The organism is Flavobacterium sp. W22_SRS_FP1 (genome assembly GCF_052113685.1).
Taxonomy (GTDB): Bacteria; Bacteroidota; Bacteroidia; order Flavobacteriales; family Flavobacteriaceae; genus Flavobacterium.
In genome coordinates this window covers 1-17219 of record NZ_JBGQOE010000033.1, presented here as the reverse complement: position 1 = coordinate 17219, position 17219 = coordinate 1, and the positions used below count along the sequence as shown (strand labels likewise).

Below are 17219 nucleotides of genomic sequence, written 5' to 3'. Positions count from 1 at the left end.
AATAAAAAACACCAAATTTATAGTAGTTAATTCTTAAACCAAAAAATCCTTTACTTGAAGTAAAGGATTCTTGCATCGTTTATTTATATAATTTTGGCTATCAATTACTTTAGCGTCTGTCATTATTCTGATTTGGACGTCTAGGACCAAAGCTATTATTTCCGCTTCTACTAGAATTATCAGTACTTGACTTTCTTGGGTTTGAACTTCTCTGTGGCCTACCTTGACCTTGTTTAATAGGTTGAGTTGACGCTTTCGGGTCTGGCTCAAAACCTGCAATATTTTCAATTGGCAATCTCAATCCAACCAACTTTTCTATATCGCGTAAAAAAGTAGTTTCGTCTGGACTAAATAAAGAAATAGCTTCTCCACTTGCTCCAGCTCTTCCTGTTCTACCAATGCGGTGAACGTAATCTTCGGGGATATTAGGTAATTCAAAATTAACGACGTGTGGCAGTAACGGAATATCTAAACCTCTAGCTGCAATATCTGTTGCGACTAAAGCGGTTAAGCTTCCGTTTTTAAAACCAGCTAAGGCCTTTGTTCGTGCGCCTTGACCTTTATTACCGTGAATAGCTGCCGCCTTAATTCCAGCGCTAATCATACTTTCAGTAAGTTTATTGGCACCTTGCTTGGTACGTGTAAAAACTAAAATTTGTTGCCAGTTTCCTTCAGTAATAAGTTTTATGATTAATTCTGTTTTTTTCTCTTTTGCACAAGGGTATACTTTCTGAACGATAGCTTCCACTGTGGTATTTTCTGGTGTAGCTTCAACTTGGACTGGTTTGTTTAAAATACCCATCGCCAACTTCTTAATATCTCTGGAAAAAGTTGCCGAAAACATCAAATTTTGCCTTTTCGGAGGTAATACTTTCATAATACGCTCAATGTCCCGCAAGAATCCCATATCCAGCATCCGGTCTGCTTCATCTAAGACTAAAATTTCAACTTTTGAAAGAGATATTAAACCCTGATTTTGCAAATCTATTAATCGACCGGGCGTTGCGACTAAGATATCAATACCTTGACGCAATTGGGCGACTTGTGGATTTTGGTTAACACCTCCAAAAATTACTGTGCTACGTATATCTAAAAACTCACCGTATTCTTTTATATTAGCAAGTATTTGAGCTGCTAATTCCCTTGTTGGTGTTAATATCAAAGCACGGATGGGTCTTTGACTTAAGTGTTTTCCTTGCGCTAATATTTGTAATATAGGAAGTGTGAAACCAGCTGTTTTTCCTGTTCCTGTTTGTGCGGATGCTAATACATCTTTACCTTCTAATATTGGTGGAATCGCTTTTTGTTGTATTGGAGAAGGTGTTGTGTATCCTTTTTTGCTGATGGCTTTTAATAAAGCATCAGATAAGCCTAATGAGTTGAATGACATAAATTATGTTTATGAAGTAAACACAATTATTTTGCTTACTTCTTTAAGTTGGCGCGAAGATACTGCTAATTTTTCCGATCTGCTTTTGATTAAATGACTTTGTTTAAATATGAGAAGGTAGTTCTGAGTAATCCGCTACAAAACAAACCCGGAACTAGGGGAGTTTTGTTAAATACAAAATATGTGCTTTAATGTTTACAATCTTATTGATAGAATGGAATATAGCTACTCTTTGTAATTCTTTTTGTTTTGAAATCATTAATTCTAAAGAGTCATTGAATATGGCTACTGACTGTTGGTTAGAATATTAACCTTGTCCGAAGTACTCTTTTATAAAGGTGTGCTGTTGATTCACATCCATTTTATCGGTATCCTTTATCTCTATCTTTAATTTTAAAAAACGGTCATCTTCACTTAAAAAGTCAAAAAAATCTATTTTGGCGTCTGAAGGGCCAAAAAGAATTATTTCATGATATTTTATTATAGCCCGACCAATTTTATTGTGGTATTTATTGAAAGACGATGTTTTAATACTACTTATTGATGCGGTTTTTTCTTGGTTATTTCCGTTTTTTTCATCTATGGGAAATTCACACAGGATCATTATAACTTTAAAAGGGTTGGTTGTAAATTCTATTAAATAAGCATCAGAATCATCCTTCCAAATACCAAGTTGATTTGTATTTTTCATAATATAGACTTATTTAGTTTGCAAAAAACCCCAATCTAACGTAATTATTAAGTTGGGGTTTAATCTAAAAAAATGGAGGCAAAAAAATACCCAAATATTCTTTGAAATATCTTTTTGAATTAGCTTTGTTGGTTTTCAAGTTCTTGAAAATCGTCTTCATGGTCAAACCCGATGATCTCGTTGTATATGGCATAATACATAGAGTAAACAAATGGAAGAGTAAAAAATATCCCTATACAGCAACCAATAAATCCTATAATAGAAGCTATTCCAGCAACTAATATAAGTCCTAATAGTACCAATGGCTGCTTTAAAACAATAGTAACACTGGTACTGATGGCATCTACAGCTTTTACATCGCCAAAAATAATAAGGGGAATTGTCAAGATAGTGAAAAATGATATTATCCAATTAATTAATGATCCAATTAACGCTATTTCAGCATAACTTAGGGCTGTAGCCAAAGCGGAACTAATTGAGGAAATAAGTAATGTGGCAATAAATAGTTCTTTAAAATAGGGTGCTCTATAATATTCAAAAATGCTGGAAAAATGAAATTCCTCGTCTCTTTCCGCACAATAAGCCATTTTTATAAGACCTGCTGTAAAAGGACTTACCAAACAGGCTAGTAAAATTCCGCCAACCATGGAAATTAACAAGAAGTTGTCTGATGCCGCCTCAGCTTTAAAATTTTCAGGATTTAACATCGTGGTTAATGCAGTGATTCCAAAGATCGAGATTATTATTGCAGCAATTATCGCAAAAATAATAACGCTGAATACTAGAATCATTGAACCTGCGTAAAGGGCTATTTTTTTGTAATTTTCGAATGCAAGGTTAAAAACATTGGCGAAATCCAATTGATATCCATTGGCTTTTACTTCTTCAATTCTGTTTTTTTGTAAATTCATTTCTGGTTGTTAAAATTAGTTGACTTGGTTTTATATTTTATGATAAACTTCTTCTAATGGTACTCTAAAACGCTCCCCATAAATCCCATTTTCATCTCGAACTCCGCATGCTATAATCATGTTTATTTCTGAAGTATTGGGTAGTTTTAATATTTTTTTTACTCTTAAAGAGTCAAAACCTTCCATCGGACAAGTATCATAATTGATAGCAGCCATGCTGATCATGAAATTTTGAGCTGCTAGTGCTGCACTTTTTTGAGCCACAATGCGCATGTCGCTTCGTCTCGCTTCACGATAAATAGGTTTGAAGACGCCAATAGCCTGGAAAGAAATATATTTTAGTGCTCCCAATATTCCAATAAAATCAAAGTATAGTGTTGGAACTATTTTTTGATAATAATTCAGTGCAAACTTTTCTCTTTTAGTGTATTCAGAGCTTGGCTTATCACCATATTGTGATTTTAAAAATTCGATGTTGGAGCGTACCCTTTTTCTCCATAAATCTTTTCTGGCGACCACTACTACCATTTGTTGGGCAGTTTTTGCTGCACTCTGATTGAAGCAGGCTCCGCTGAGTTTGGAAAGTATTTCTGTTGAAGTGATATGGTAAAACTCCCATAGTTGCATGTTGCTACTAGTCGGAGCAAGTGAAGCCAAATGGATACATTCTTTCACTTTTTTATCGTCTAGTGACTCCTTTGTGAAAACACGTACGGAGCGGCGATAATGTATGGCTGCGCTAACTGATTTTTCAGTGGTTACATCCATTTTAGTAATTTTTTAATAGTTGCTAATTTATTTTTGTAGGGAGCATATCGCAGGCTTAGATCCATCCAATTTGCTTTTTTTACGATTCCCTTTCTATGCGAGAAAACCTCAAAACTCAAACTGCCGTGATAGGCTCCAATACCGCTATGGCCTACACCACCAAAAGGCAGCCTTTTGTTAGCGAAATGGATTACCGTATCATTAATGCAGCCTCCACCAAAGGGATAGGTCTGAATTATTTTCTTTGCAAAAGAATCGTTTGTAGTAAAAAGATACAAGGATAGTGGTTTTTCATATTTCGAAATGATAACATGTATATCCGCTTCACTTTCATAAGAAAGTATTGGTAGCAAAGGTCCAAATATCTCGTCCTTCATGATAAGACTATCTATATTACATTCGTCAATCAAAGTAGGTGATATATAACAACTTGCCTCATCAGTCTGACCTCCAAAAATCACTTTTTCAGGCTCTATCAAACTCACTAATCGCTTCCAGTTTTTTGTATTTACAATTCTTGCCAAGTCAGGAGATTCATTAGGTTTAGTGCCATAAGCCGCGGTTATTTCATCCTTCAAAAAGTTCACAAATTTATTCTTACTGTCTTTTTGGATCAAAATATAGTCAGGCGCGATGCAGGTTTGCCCTGCATTGACGAACTTGCCCCAAACTATTCTTTTGGCTGCTAGCTTCAAATTGGCAGTTTCATCAACAATACATGGATTTTTTCCGCCAAGTTCAAGGGTTACAGGAGTCAGGTGTACAGCTGCTGCTTGTGCCACAATCTTACCAACTGGTACACTTCCAGTAAAAAAAATATAATCCCAACGTTCCGAAAGTAAGTTTTGCGATGTCTCCACGCCGCCTTCGATAACCTGCACATGTTTTTCATGAAAGATGCTTCCTATAATTTTAGCAATTATGGCTGACGTTTTAGGGGTTAGTTCAGAAGGTTTTAAAACTACTTGATTTCCGGCTGCCACTGCAGAAACTAAAGGACAAAGAGCCAATTGGAAGGGATAGTTCCATGGAGCAATTATTAATACCTTGCCATAAGGTTCTTTATATATATAATCTGTGGAAGGGAAATTGAGAATAGATGGAAAAACCTTTTCTGGCTTTGCCCAGTTGTGTATATTCTTAATAGTGTCTTTTAACTCCGAAATTACATAATTAGTTTCTGTAATAATTGCTTCAAAGGCGGGTTTCTTGAAATCGTCATACAAAGCTTGAACTATTTCATTTTCATTATTTTCAATGCAATGCAATAGTTCTTTTAGTTTTTCTTTTCGGTAATCGATATTGGTTTTATACTCCATAAATCAAAACATTAACTTTAGGGCATTGAAAGTTACTTATATTATTATAAAAACACAGTTCTAAATTACAGAAACCCAATTCGATATCCCATATAAAGATCGGCCTGTTTACTATTACTTGTAATTGCTGTTAATATAGAATTAGATCCAAGGAAAAAACCGCTTAATCGAAAGCCTGCGCCAGCTGTTGTTCCTGAAACCTCATTAAAAGAAACAGGTAAGTAGGCTTCAAAAAAACCTAAAGAAACTCTAGGGGAAATAGAAAAAATATTTTGAGAAGTAATTTGGCTATTTTCACTATCCTTATTCATTTTTTGTTGCAAGAAAAGCGTTAGGTTGACTTTTGGGATGACTTTAAAATCGGCGTAAAGATTTAAAACAGTTGGAAGCTTTACTTTGAAGTCATTTTTGTTGTTTATAAGAGTGACATAACCACTTTCTAAAAGAATGTTTTCGATATCTTTTATTCCTCCAGCATTCTCAAATTGATTCAGGTTTAAACTTTCCGAATTTTGAATTTCTAATTTATAATCTTTTGAATAATTATCATTCGATTTAAATGTCATACTTCCCATGTTTTTTAGGGCAGCTCCTATTTTTAATTTATAGCCGCTTCCAGAACTCTTCAATTGGTAATCAAAACCAATGTCTGCTGCCATTCCATTTAAATTCCCAAAAACGGACCGGGTGTAATCACCTGTATTTGCGAAACTATTCGCAAAATTACCAGTATAGGAAATATTCAAATTGGCATTAGCATTGGTCAGTTCTGCATTTCCAAGGATACTTGTTGAAACGGTTCCATTAAAATTCCCAGCACCAATATTTGCATAAGAACCGGGGAATAGAAGCTTTAAAGTTAGACCTCCATTTAGAGAACTGTTTTTATTTTCAAAAAGCTGATGGGCTACTGAAAACCCTATTTCACCCCAAGAAGTAGTATTTACTCGCTGGTTGTAGTTATTGGAGATAATGCTAGAACTTCCAATAGAATTCAATACACTATTAGAAAAAGCATCGCCAAGATTTGGGTCCACATCAATAATATTTGCTTTAACATGGCCTTTTGAGCTTACTGCGAAACCCCAGCCTAATAACTTTACCGCGACTCCAGGACCATAAAACTCAGCATCGACGTTAAAATTAACAGGACCATCTCCTTTGAAAACCTTGTTTTCTAAATTTTCTCCGTTCATAATATCTGAGAATCCTACTTTATTATTTGAAACATTGATACTGGCTGCAAGAGCTTGTACTTCAAATTTGCTACTCAAATTTGCTAATTCCGAGGGGTTCATGCCAATATTGATAATTCCAACACGTTTAGAGGTAGTAATGCCAGAAAAATGATCTTGGGCAAAAACTGGAAGAATAAATAATAAACAGAAGAGTACTAGAATTTTTTTCATGTTATTTTAGTTTTAGTTGATTGAAAAAGCTTTACAATCGGTTAACCTTTGCTAGATGCAATAATGATTCTGACTTAATATTAATTTAAAGTATTCCAAATAACTTCATTTGGTACTGGAGCAGTAACGGATAAGCTTTCTTTAGTCACAGGGTGAATAAAGACTAACTTTCTAGCGTGCAAATGAATTCCTCCATTAGGATTACTTCTGTCAAAACCATATTTTAAATCCCCTTTAATGGGAGAGCCAATGGCTGAAAGTTGTGCTCGAATTTGGTGGTGTCTTCCAGTATGGAGATTGATTTCTAGTGCGAAATAATTGTTCAGTTCCTTGAAAATAGCGTAGTCTAAACTCGCTAATTTGCTATCTGGGACTTCTTTTAAATGTGCTTTTGAAGTATTGTTTTTCTCATTTCTTTTGATGAAATGGATCAATTTATCCTCAGGTTCGGCTGGTTTGTTTTTTACGACTGCCCAGTATGTTTTTTGGGTTTCCCGGTTCTTAAATAACTCATTCAATCGGGTCAGTGCTTTACTGGTTCTGGCAAAAACTACAATTCCTGAAGTGGGCCTGTCCAAGCGGTGAACTACCCCAAGGAAAACTTCTCCCGGTTTGTTGTATTTGTCTTTGATGTATTCTTTTACGACCTCAGACAAGGGCTTGTCTCCAGTTTTGTCTCCTTGCACTATATCTCCCACACGTTTGTTAACCACTATAAGATGGTTGTCTTCGTGCAATACTTGAAGGTTGGTCTTATTAGATATCTCTTTCATTACTTGATGCTACTCTTTTACTTTGATATAAAAATAGAAGTTTTATAATTGCTTTCGGCTAAAATCATCTTCTTTATAACTTTTTTTGGAATTTCATTTTCTTTTTTCTTTAAACTAACCAAAATTATTTTTTGGTTAGTTTTAAATATTGAATCAAATTGATTCTCGTTTGTTATTAGTTGTGCCTTTCCACTGCTGTAAAATTGGCCTGAGTAATTTTTTTCTTTCCAATAGTATAACGGAATATCTCTGTTTTCGGGTTTTTCTAAAATCTGTTCCAAGAGGTACTTATCGGTATTCATTTTTTTATCAAAAACTCCAGTTGCAAGTACCGTATATCCGATAAAAGCAATTACTGGGAAAATCAAGGCAATACGAATGAGTACTTTTTTTCGGGTAAAATCTTTCCACCAGTATACCATTAAAAACATAATTGGCATCGTTATAGGCAGGGTATAAGTATGTAATATGTTTTTAGAAAGTGTAAAAAATAGGGGAGTCCAAAACAACCATAAAACTAAAAAAGAGACCCAGTCGTTTTTTAAAATTGTTTTTCTTGTTTTCCATAATTTGTAAAACACGACTTGTACCCAAGGAAGTCCAAAAATGAACAGTAAAGCCCAAATCATCCCTTTTGGTTGTGAGTGACCACTACCATATAAATCACCCTTCCAGCCTGGTTCCACAAAGCGTTTGTAGTGCTCTCCTACAATAAAATAATCTAGGAAACCGGGTGACTGCTGTTCTGCAAAATAATACCAAGGAAGTCCAATTATAGCGGTGATTATTATACCGCTTATGATTGAAAACTTAGAAAATAAATGACGAAATCTTTGGGTATCTAGGCAACACCATACAAATAAGGGAGGAAAAGTAAGCACCATGATAAGTGGACCTTTTGCTAATAATCCTAGTCCCAACGCGACAAAAAATAGATAATTCCAATAGGTTTTCTTCTCACTTGTCATCGTTTTCCAAAACGAGATCATCATTATAGCTACGCAAAATTCTAAAGCTGTATCTGTAGAAACTACCCCTGTGTGAATTAGAAACTCAGGCATTGTCAATAAAATAAATCCAGGTAAATAGAAAGAAACACCGCTCTTCTTAGCCATTTTTCCTGCTATGACTAATAATAGGATACTAAGAAAGAAAGATGGAAACCTAGCGGCAAACTCATTAACGCCAAAAACAAGATAACTAGCGGCAGATAACCATGTAGATAACGGTGGTTTTGCCCAGAATGGAATGCCATAATCAATTTGGGGTACAACCCATTGACTGGTCTCTTGCATTATTCTCGCAATTTCTGCATATCTCGCTTCTGTCTTGTCTAGTAAAGGAATTGTTGCAGTCAGTAGTAGTCTAAAAATAGCGATAAGAATTACTGAGATGTACAGAAGATAAGGGTTGCTTTTAAATTTATCTGCAATCATTTTTTAGTTGTTTAAAATTAAAGATATTGTTTTGCATTGTTTTTGTATTTTTTACTGATTTGGTACAAATCAATCCACAGTTTAAAAAAGTAAGTTGGTTTTACTTTAGAATCTCCCTTTTCAATCCAAGACTTTAAAGGAACTTCGTACATTTTCCGAATCGCTTTTTCTCTTCCGAAAAGAACGATAGTTCTAAAGAATATTTCAACGTCAAAAAGCCATCTAGAGATGAATTCTTTCTTAAATAAATCTTCCGAAACTTCTTTTGTAAAAACCTTGCATCCGCATTGAGTATCATATACTTTTAGGTCCAATACCTGCGAGATGAACGTGGCGATAACGCGACCGATCAAAAACCGGCTGTTTTCGCGTTCAATTACAGAACCAATTTTTCTGATTCGTGAACCAAAAGAGAAAACAATTTCATCTTTTAAATAATGAGTAAGGTCCATGAATTCCTCGAGGGTTGTCGCTAAATCTGCGTCCAAATACCCAATAAAATGGTGGTTAAAATTTTGATTACAGTAATTTATTCCTGTTCTGACAGCTTCCGCTTTTCCAGAGTTTTTCATCATGGAAACAATATGAACTTGTGTGGGATGTTTTTCTCTTATTGAGTTAAGTACCCCAAGAGTATTATCTGTTGAGCCATCATTAACAAAGCAAATCATGGTGCTACCGAAGGTATCCAAAAAACTAGAATATTCTTTAAGTGTAATACTTTTTTCTTCATTAAAGCAGGGGATAACAATTAATGAAAAAGCTGCTTGAGGCATAACGGCGTTTATTTTAGTTGTAAATATACAAGCTTGGTGATTAAAATATCTTTAATATTGCTCTTTCTCATTAGGAAAATCTCTAGACTTTACATCTGCTACATATTGACTTATAGCAGTTGTCATACCTTCGTATAAATCCATATATCGACGTAAAAATCTGGGGCTAAATTCATTATTCATTCCTAGCATATCATGAATCACAAGAACCTGTCCATCAACACCACCACCGGCACCAATACCTATAACGGGAATCGAAATGTTTTTAGCTACTTTTTCAGCTAAGTGTGCAGGTATTTTTTCTAAAACTAAGGCAAAACAACCCAGTTTTTCCAATAATTTTGCGTCCTCCATCAATTTATCTGCTTCTTCATCTTCTTTGGCGCGTACAGTGTAAGTTCCGAATTTATAAATGGATTGTGGCGTTAAACCTAAATGTCCCATTACTGGAATACCGGCATTTAATATTTTCTTGATTGATTCCTTAATTTCTTTTCCACCTTCAAGTTTTACAGCATGTCCACCACTTTCCTTCATAATCCTGATGGAGGAGCGCAGTGCTTCTTTTGGGTCTGATTGATAACTTCCAAAAGGTAAATCGACTACAACTAACGCTCTTTCTATAGCACGAACAACTGAGGAGGCATGATAGATCATTTGGTCCAAAGTTATTGGTAAAGTCGTTTCATGTCCTGCCATCACATTTGAAGCTGAGTCTCCGACAAGGATAACATCTATACCAGCAGAATCGACAATTTTTGCCATTGTAAAGTCATAGGCAGTGAGCATGGAGATTTTTTCTCCATTATTTTTCATTTCAATTAATGACTTGGTAGTAACTCTTTTGTAGTCTTTTTTTGCTGATGACATAGTATCGCTATTTTTGGCACACCATAGGTGTCGGATTATAAGTCGTAAAAGTAGTGAAACTAATTCTTTAGAAACAAATAATGGGTTCGAATAAATCGACTCTATTTTATTTAAGCCCTCTGCAGGATAAGTGTTAAAAGTAGTGTCGTCCGGTTTCCTTTCAGGTAGTCAATTATTTAGTTGTTAGGACGAGAGATTTGACTGGCTATTTGAAACCTGCTATAAATCTGTTTATCGTTATACAAACAGCAAGATTAAGGTTAATACAATACCAGCTGCCGTAAAGTATAGTCCTTTTTTGAATATCGATGTTTTTGGCATGAACATCCAAAAAGAGGACAGCACAAAAAACAGAAGAGACATTGCAAAAAAGATGTTTAGAAAGAACAATGGGTCTCCTGATTTTGCTTTATGGAGATGAGTCATTTTTTCAATTACTATAGGAAGCTCTTGTGTTTTATAATCTGCTACACCGGTTTTTTTGTTGTAGGTTCCATCCTTAAAATAAACAATGTTTCCTTCTTCACGATCAGCTTTAAACTTTCGAATGTCTAACATCTTAGCTAATTCCTCTAGGCTAGCATCTTGTTTAATCGTTTTAACAACTTGTTTTTCCTGTTTCAAAAAGTCAGTATCTCTAAAAATTAAAACGAAGCCGCTTAAGGCATAAACGGACATAATTCCAGAAAGGAAAAATCCTAAATAACGGTGAACGATGCGCATTGTAACATTAGGGTTTTGTTTTTTTGACATAATCAAACAGGTTTATTTTGAAAATAGTTATTGTGTATACAATCACATTTTATTAAAAAAAAGAAGTTGTCTTTTCTAAATGCTCTAAAACTGCAATATTAACTTAAATTTTTTAAGTATACTTAGAAACAATGGCAATTTTAAAATCTAGTAATTGTTCTGTTTTTGGAGTACTTTTTTATTTAACCATCTTCTGACAGGTAGGTCATATAATTTTAAGCAAACGTAAGCGAGCGCAACACATGACAAGAAAACTACTATACTCACAGGATATGCTTCGCTAAGCTTCATTTTATTATCTACAGCCCAAGCTGTATATATGTATATTATTGGATAATGAGTAATGTATATAGGGTAAGATATATCACCAAAAAAGGTACATACACGTCCAGCAAACTTGCTTTTAATCTCTCCGCTTGCTGCCAAGAAAATAACAACAGGGAAAAACAAAATAACAACCACTGAATCATAAACACCATTCAGCCATAAATGCGCGCTTCCTCCAACTCTTGGCATAGCCAATGCAATAATAACGAGTAAGCTGCACCAAAAAAAAGCATTATTTACTTTGATTAATTTTCCCATACGAAAAAGTAATACCCCAGCAAAAAAAGGATACATCATTCTAGCAAAGCCAATATGCATTTGCTCCGGAGTTAACGACCAACCTCCAATAATATCTCCATTTGGACCAGTAACTGCTAAGTGAACTAAAGCACATGCAGCAACAAATACAAGTAGACTAAGAGCTATTTTTGAAAATTTTCTAACAAAAAGAGCATAGAGAATATTGGCAATATATTCATAAAACAATGACCAGCCGGGTCCATTGAGAGGATGCATTTCTGCCCAACCGCGAATATCTAAAGATGTAGGAACTGGAATGAGCGTAAACCCAATAACCATAACCAACAGCATTTTCCAAACAGGGACTTCATTTATAGTAGGCCAAAGTGCTGTTGAATCTTGAAAATAAAACAATACTGCACCGATAATCATTCCCATAATTACCATCGGTTGCAGTCGAATCAATCTACGTTTGAAAAAATTTCCGATTGACATTTTATCCCATCGATCATCATAAGCGTAGCTAACAACAAAACCAGAAAGTAAAAAGAAAAAATCTACAGCAAGATAGCCATGATTTATAATTTGGTCGAGATGACTTGTAGCATGTGCTTCAAAAATGTGAAAAGCGACAACCAGAAGTGCGGCTACACCGCGCAATCCATCCAAAATAGGGTAATGAGGTTTTGAAGCTTTAGTATTCATATGTTTCAGCTGTTATTTTGTCAAATGTTTATCATTGTATTTCGAATACAAAAATCATATTTACCCTCTGATAAGAAAAACCTTTAGTAGTTGAAGCTCTTTCCAGCGAATAAAAGCGTATTTAATTTTTAGATTTAAAAGCCCAACGACTGTTGGGCTTATAAGGATGTACTTCTTTAGAGAAGCTGGATCAAAAAGAAATACTGGATGATACGAATTAGTGTTTTAAATCTGAAAATTGGGTGTCAGCAGCAAATGAAGAATTTGTTTTTTCGACTAATAATTCGTTGGCCAAAGAGAAACTTGCTGTTTGTTTCATATCCAATGATGATGTTCCAATAGCCACTTTATATTCACCAGCTTCTGCAATCCACGCATTTTTACTTGCAATAAATGATGCTAAATCTTTGGGATTCAATGACAATCTGATTAGTTGACTTTCTCCGGCTTGTAATAAATTAGTTTTACCAAAAGCTTTTAACTCTGAACTAGGTTTGTCAATGTTTTTTGAAGGTGCCGAAAGGTACAATTGCACTACTTCTTTACCAGCTACTGTACCTGTATTTTTAATAGTTACAGTAACCTCCATTTTATCTGTAAAAGTATTTGAACTTAATTTTATTTCTGAAATATCAAAAGTAGTATACGACAATCCGAAACCAAATTCATAAGATGGTTTCACATTGAATGTGTTGAAATAACGGTATCCAATATAAATTCCTTCTTCATAAGTTACATCAGTAGGGTTTTCAGCAGGTGTACCTATCCAGTTTTTAGTTGCAGCGGCATCTTCATATTTTACAGGAAAAGTCATCGTTAATTTTCCCGATGGAGTTACTTTTCCAGAAAAAACATCTGCAACAGAGTTTCCGCCTTCTTGACCGGGCTGCCATGGTAAAAGAATAGCATCTACTTTATCTTTCCAACTTGCAGTTTCGATCACACCACCGATGTTTAGGACTACAACTACTTTTTTGCCTTGAGCATGAAAAGCAGTCGAAACAGTATTGATTAGGTTGATTTCATCTTGTGCCAAGTTAAAGTCTTCATCTACTTTGCGGTCATCACCTTCACCAGCATTTCTTCCTATCGTGATTAATGCTAATTCAGAACTTTTGGCCTTTTGTGTAACAATTTCTAAATTTAATTCTAATTCTTGAAGTCTCTTTGGTGTAGCCAATAAACCTTCTTTTTCACGTCTTTTAGTCTCAATTTCTTTTTGAGCTATCATAAATGGCTTGTATAAGCCTTCTAATTCTGCATCAATAGAAAAACCAGAGTTGGTTAAGCCTTCAATTAATGAAATAGAATAAGCTTCATTTACATCACCACTTCCAGTACCACCAGAAATAAAATCATAAGATGTTATACCAAAAACGGCTAATGGAGCTGATTTTGAAGTAAACGGCAACACATTGCCCTCATTTTTTAATAAAACAACCCCCTCAGCTGCAGCATCTCTTGTAACCTGAGCGTTTTCTTTTAAGTTTGGTTTATTTGAATACTCGTAGTTACTCATGGCAGGAGATCTCATCACCAACTCTAATACTCTGGTTAAATTGATGTCGATATCTTCTTTAGATAGTGTGCTATTTTTTATGTTTGTGACAATGGCGTTTTTTTGAGCAGGTAAACCGGGCATCAACAAGTCATTACCAGCTTTAAGTTGTTTGACAACATCACTAACAGCGTCTTTATCCCTGATAGCTCCAAATCCGTTGTAACCTCCAAACCAGTCTGTCATTACTAATCCTTTAAAACCCCATTCGTCACGAAGTACAGTTGTTAAAAGGTCTTTACGTGCTGATGTATAAGTCCCATTCAAAAAATTATAAGAAGACATCACTGTCCAGGGTTGTGCTTCTTTTACTGTGATTTCAAATCCTCTTAAGTATATTTCACGTAAAGCTCTTTCGCTGACATGTGCATTAACACCCATTCGGTTGCGTTCCTGGTTGTTAGCTGCAAAGTGTTTTACCGATGTTCCTACACCATTAGATTGTACACCGTTCACCATCGCAGCTGCAATTTTACCTGTCAAAAGCGGATCTTCAGAATAGTACTCAAAGTTTCTTCCACACAAAGGATTTCTGTGAATATTCATACCTGGACCCAATAAAACATCGACACCATATTCTCTTACTTCATTCCCCATCGCTTTACCAACAGAATTGATAAGTGCTTCGTTCCAAGTCGAGGCTAATGCTGTTCCCACTGGAAATGCTGTAGCGTAATAAGTGTTCGAATCCTCTTCTCTAATTGGTTTAATACGTAAACCTGCAGGACCGTCAGATACAATTATAGACGGGATTCCTAAACGGTAAATTGCAGTTGTACCGCCAGCAGAACCAGGTACTTTTGCATTATCTTTTCCAGTAGCAAACTGCATTTTAGCCCAATCAAAACCAGGCATTCCAATTCCGATAAGCATACTAGCTTTTTCTTCGTCAGTCATCTGATTGATTAAATCTTGAATTCGGTCCTGAGCAGAAAGACGATAATCTTCGTATTTATCCAATTTACCGTTTCTGTTCAAATCAGAAAAAGTAAGACCATTTACGGTTATAATAGGATTTGTGGTGGTTTGGTTTGGTTGCGGATTGTTTGCCCAAGAAATACTAGAAAATAGAAGTACTGAGAGCAGAGATGTTTTTGCAGTTTTTGCAATCGTTTTGTTTTTCATGTGATTAGTATAATTAATAGTTTTGTTTCATTGCTTCATTGTGAAGCAATATTAATTCTTTTATTTAATATTCACGAATAAAAAAGATTAATTTTCTATTTATTATTGGATAAAAGCTAAAGCTATAATCATTTTCGTATTTTTACTGCCAATTAACAATCATGGAGTTTAAAAAAATAATAGAAGAAAAGTCAGCTGCGTCCTGGGAAAAGTATATTCCTAATTTGTCAATTGACTGTGTAGTTTTCGGATTTCATGACGCAAGCTTGAAAGTGCTGGTTACTAGACTAAAAGATAAAAATGTTTGGGCACTTCCTGGTGGTTATGTTTTAAAGGAGGAGAATCTTAAAGAGGCTGCCAATAGAATTTTATATCAACGGACAGGAGCTGAGAATATTTATTTGCAGCAATTCAAAGTTTTTAGTAATATGAATCGTTCTTCTGGCGTTTTTGAAGATTTTCCGGACGGACTTTGGAATAAACAGCGATTTCTTTCCGTTGGCTTTAATGCCTTAGTTGACTTCCATGATGTAAACCTAGTCATGGATAATATTTCTGATGCTTGCGAGTGGCTATCAATTGATGAACTACCTGAATTTATGATGGATCACAGAGAGATTTTCGACAAAGGTTTAGAAACTCTTCGCCGACAATTAAATCACAAACCAATTGGTTATAACTTATTGCCTGAAAAATTTACAATGCCTGAACTTCAGAAACTGTATGAAGTTATTCTGGGTAAAAAACTGAATCGAGGTAATTTTTATAGAAAGATGTTGCGCTATGATATTCTAGAAAAATTAGATGAGAGCAGAAAAGGTGGTGCTCATAAAGCCCCTGACTTATATAAATTTGAAGTTGAGAAATACCAGCTGGCCCTCACCAATGGTTTTAATGAGGGTTGGTAAGACTTTAATAGGATTAGTTTTTAGGTTTGTTCTCCGATTAGTAACTACCCCCAACAGAATCTCGATTGTTGTTGGGAATATAATTTTTATGTAAAGCGATAATTGTTGATTAGTTATGACTATTGTCATTAGTACATTTAGGCTTAATTCAAATCCCAGATATTTTTTTAAGTAAGTTTTCCTTCGCCAAAAAGTCTTCTGATCTCTTTTTTATCAAATTTACCAACACTAGTTTTGGGCACTTCATTTATATAAATATAGTCTTTAGGAATCTGATATTTTACAAAGTCTCTTGATAAAAACTCCATTAATTCCTCATCTGAAACTTTATCCTCATTATTGAGCAGTACTATAGAAGCTAATGGTTTTTCTACCCATATTTCGCTTGGTATTGCAATTACAGCAGCCTCTTTAACTTTAGGATGCGCCATTAATGCAGATTCTAGTGCTACGCTAGAGATCCATTCACCTCCACTTTTTATAAGGTCCTTGGTTCTATCCTTTATTTCCATGTATCCATCCTCGTCAATTGTGCTGACATCACCTGTTTTGAACCAGCCATCTTGCGTAAAGCTTTCCTGATTATTGGTTTTGAAATATGAGCTTACAGTCCATGCTCCCTTTATCTGTAGTTCTCCCATAGTTATACCATCTGCTGGGGCCAAAGTCCCGTCATCTGTTACAATCCTCAATTCCACTCCCGGAAATGCAGTACCTTGCTTCGCACGGATATTCATTTTTTCGTTTTCTGATAAATGCTCGTGCTGCGGTTGTAGTCTGCTTACTGTTCCTAGAGGAGAGGTTTCCGTCATTCCCCAAGCCTGAACTCCTCGTATTCCGAAATCTTTTTCAAAACCTTCAATAAGACTTTTTGGTAGCGCAGAACCACCCACAAGATATTCTTCGAGCGCTAGTTTTTCTTTTGGTGGATTCTTTTTCAAGGCGTGATACACTCCTAACCAAATGGTAGGAACGCCATTAGCTTTATTTACTTTTTCTTCGATAAGAATCTTTATAATCGCTTCAGGCTGTAAATTAGAAGAGGGGAGAACCATGTTTGATCCAGACAAAAGACACAAGTATGGAAAACCCCAGGCCATCACATGAAACTGTGGTACAATTAATAAAACAGTATCTCTATTATTGAAATTTCCCGCATTGGGAGACATAATCGTCATTGCATTGGTCTAACCCCCTAATAATCGGACTTTAACATTTTAAGTTTTACAAACATACAAAATAAGTAAATATCTTTGCTTT

The 17219-nt window shown here is 35.1% G+C and carries 15 protein-coding genes; 1 reads left to right on the top strand and 14 read right to left on the bottom strand.

All coding sequences use genetic code 11. The features are described from left to right. Window positions 1–109: 109 nt before the first annotated feature. The 13 genes from ACEN2H_RS14050 to ACEN2H_RS13990 form a co-directional block, all read right to left on the bottom strand. On the bottom strand, window positions 110–1390 hold the full coding sequence (locus ACEN2H_RS14050; protein ID WP_441733418.1) for a DEAD/DEAH box helicase: 1281 nt from the start codon (window positions 1388–1390) through the stop codon (window positions 110–112). A 307-nt stretch (window positions 1391–1697) separates the two neighbouring features. Next, the gene (locus ACEN2H_RS14045; protein WP_441733416.1) at window positions 1698–2081 is read right to left on the bottom strand and encodes a hypothetical protein; all 384 of its coding nucleotides are present in this window, start codon (window positions 2079–2081) and stop codon (window positions 1698–1700) included. Window positions 2082–2200: 119 nt separating this feature from the next. After that, window positions 2201–2992: a hypothetical protein gene (locus ACEN2H_RS14040; protein WP_441733414.1), complete on the bottom strand. Its 792-nt coding sequence runs from the start codon at window positions 2990–2992 to the stop codon at window positions 2201–2203. Window positions 2993–3022: 30 nt separating this feature from the next. After that, window positions 3023–3760: a nitroreductase family protein gene (locus tag ACEN2H_RS14035; RefSeq protein WP_441733412.1), complete on the bottom strand. Its 738-nt coding sequence runs from the start codon at window positions 3758–3760 to the stop codon at window positions 3023–3025. Then, window positions 3751–5079, bottom strand: coding sequence for an aldehyde dehydrogenase (locus ACEN2H_RS14030; protein ID WP_441733410.1), 1329 nt, complete (start codon window positions 5077–5079; stop codon window positions 3751–3753). The genes ACEN2H_RS14035 and ACEN2H_RS14030 overlap by 10 nt, the downstream gene beginning before the upstream one ends. A gap of 65 nt (window positions 5080–5144) precedes the next feature. After that, entirely contained in the window at window positions 5145–6488 is a 1344-nt protein-coding gene (locus ACEN2H_RS14025; RefSeq protein WP_441733408.1) for a hypothetical protein, read from the bottom strand. Between the two features lie 80 nt (window positions 6489–6568). Then, the gene (locus ACEN2H_RS14020; protein ID WP_441733406.1) at window positions 6569–7261 is read right to left on the bottom strand and encodes an RluA family pseudouridine synthase; all 693 of its coding nucleotides are present in this window, start codon (window positions 7259–7261) and stop codon (window positions 6569–6571) included. 17 nt (window positions 7262–7278) lie between these two features. Continuing rightward, window positions 7279–8697, bottom strand: coding sequence for an ArnT family glycosyltransferase (locus ACEN2H_RS14015; protein ID WP_441733404.1), 1419 nt, complete (start codon window positions 8695–8697; stop codon window positions 7279–7281). Window positions 8698–8714: 17 nt separating this feature from the next. Continuing rightward, window positions 8715–9473 carry a glycosyltransferase gene (locus ACEN2H_RS14010; protein ID WP_441733403.1) on the bottom strand — a complete coding sequence of 253 codons (759 nt, stop codon included), beginning with the start codon at window positions 9471–9473 and terminating at the stop codon, window positions 8715–8717. A 51-nt stretch (window positions 9474–9524) separates the two neighbouring features. Next, window positions 9525–10343, bottom strand: a complete 819-nt coding sequence (gene panB, locus ACEN2H_RS14005; protein ID WP_441733401.1) for a 3-methyl-2-oxobutanoate hydroxymethyltransferase — start codon at window positions 10341–10343, stop codon at window positions 9525–9527. Window positions 10344–10580: 237 nt separating this feature from the next. Then, a complete protein-coding gene (locus ACEN2H_RS14000) occupies window positions 10581–11096 on the bottom strand; it encodes a hypothetical protein (protein ID WP_441733399.1) in 516 nt (171 codons plus the stop codon). Window positions 11097–11243: 147 nt separating this feature from the next. Beyond that, window positions 11244–12368, bottom strand: a complete 1125-nt coding sequence (locus ACEN2H_RS13995; protein WP_441733398.1) for an acyltransferase family protein — start codon at window positions 12366–12368, stop codon at window positions 11244–11246. Between the two features lie 217 nt (window positions 12369–12585). Further along, complete coding sequence (locus tag ACEN2H_RS13990) at window positions 12586–15051, bottom strand: glycoside hydrolase family 3 N-terminal domain-containing protein (RefSeq protein WP_441733396.1); 2466 nt, start codon at window positions 15049–15051, stop codon at window positions 12586–12588. 161 nt (window positions 15052–15212) lie between these two features. On the opposite strand from ACEN2H_RS13990, the gene ACEN2H_RS13985 reads away from it, so the two are divergent. Continuing rightward, window positions 15213–15959, top strand: a complete 747-nt coding sequence (locus ACEN2H_RS13985) for an NrtR DNA-binding winged helix domain-containing protein (protein ID WP_441733394.1) — start codon at window positions 15213–15215, stop codon at window positions 15957–15959. A 167-nt stretch (window positions 15960–16126) separates the two neighbouring features. Here the strand turns inward: ACEN2H_RS13985 and ACEN2H_RS13980 are convergent, their stop codons facing one another. Beyond that, window positions 16127–17137, bottom strand: coding sequence for an AMP-binding protein (locus tag ACEN2H_RS13980; protein ID WP_441733392.1), 1011 nt, complete (start codon window positions 17135–17137; stop codon window positions 16127–16129). Window positions 17138–17219: the final 82 nt, after the last annotated feature.

Excerpts from the sequence above, each read along its gene's own strand:
- ACEN2H_RS14050 (WP_441733418.1), bottom strand. The coding sequence starts at position 1,390 with ATGTCATTCAACTCATTAGGCTTATCTGATGCTTTATTAAAAGCCATC.
- ACEN2H_RS14045 (WP_441733416.1), bottom strand. The coding sequence starts at position 2,081 with ATGAAAAATACAAATCAACTTGGTATTTGGAAGGATGATTCTGATGCT.
- ACEN2H_RS14040 (WP_441733414.1), bottom strand. The coding sequence starts at position 2,992 with ATGAATTTACAAAAAAACAGAATTGAAGAAGTAAAAGCCAATGGATAT.
- ACEN2H_RS14035 (WP_441733412.1), bottom strand. The coding sequence starts at position 3,760 with ATGGATGTAACCACTGAAAAATCAGTTAGCGCAGCCATACATTATCGC.
- ACEN2H_RS14030 (WP_441733410.1), bottom strand. The coding sequence starts at position 5,079 with ATGGAGTATAAAACCAATATCGATTACCGAAAAGAAAAACTAAAAGAA.
- ACEN2H_RS14025 (WP_441733408.1), bottom strand. The coding sequence starts at position 6,488 with ATGAAAAAAATTCTAGTACTCTTCTGTTTATTATTTATTCTTCCAGTT.
- ACEN2H_RS14020 (WP_441733406.1), bottom strand. The coding sequence starts at position 7,261 with ATGAAAGAGATATCTAATAAGACCAACCTTCAAGTATTGCACGAAGAC.
- ACEN2H_RS14015 (WP_441733404.1), bottom strand. The coding sequence starts at position 8,697 with ATGATTGCAGATAAATTTAAAAGCAACCCTTATCTTCTGTACATCTCA.
- ACEN2H_RS14010 (WP_441733403.1), bottom strand. The coding sequence starts at position 9,473 with ATGCCTCAAGCAGCTTTTTCATTAATTGTTATCCCCTGCTTTAATGAA.
- panB (WP_441733401.1), bottom strand. The coding sequence starts at position 10,343 with ATGTCATCAGCAAAAAAAGACTACAAAAGAGTTACTACCAAGTCATTA.
- ACEN2H_RS14000 (WP_441733399.1), bottom strand. The coding sequence starts at position 11,096 with ATGTCAAAAAAACAAAACCCTAATGTTACAATGCGCATCGTTCACCGT.
- ACEN2H_RS13995 (WP_441733398.1), bottom strand. The coding sequence starts at position 12,368 with ATGAATACTAAAGCTTCAAAACCTCATTACCCTATTTTGGATGGATTG.
- ACEN2H_RS13990 (WP_441733396.1), bottom strand. The coding sequence starts at position 15,051 with ATGAAAAACAAAACGATTGCAAAAACTGCAAAAACATCTCTGCTCTCA.
- ACEN2H_RS13985 (WP_441733394.1), top strand. The coding sequence starts at position 15,213 with ATGGAGTTTAAAAAAATAATAGAAGAAAAGTCAGCTGCGTCCTGGGAA.
- ACEN2H_RS13980 (WP_441733392.1), bottom strand. The coding sequence starts at position 17,137 with ATGACGATTATGTCTCCCAATGCGGGAAATTTCAATAATAGAGATACT.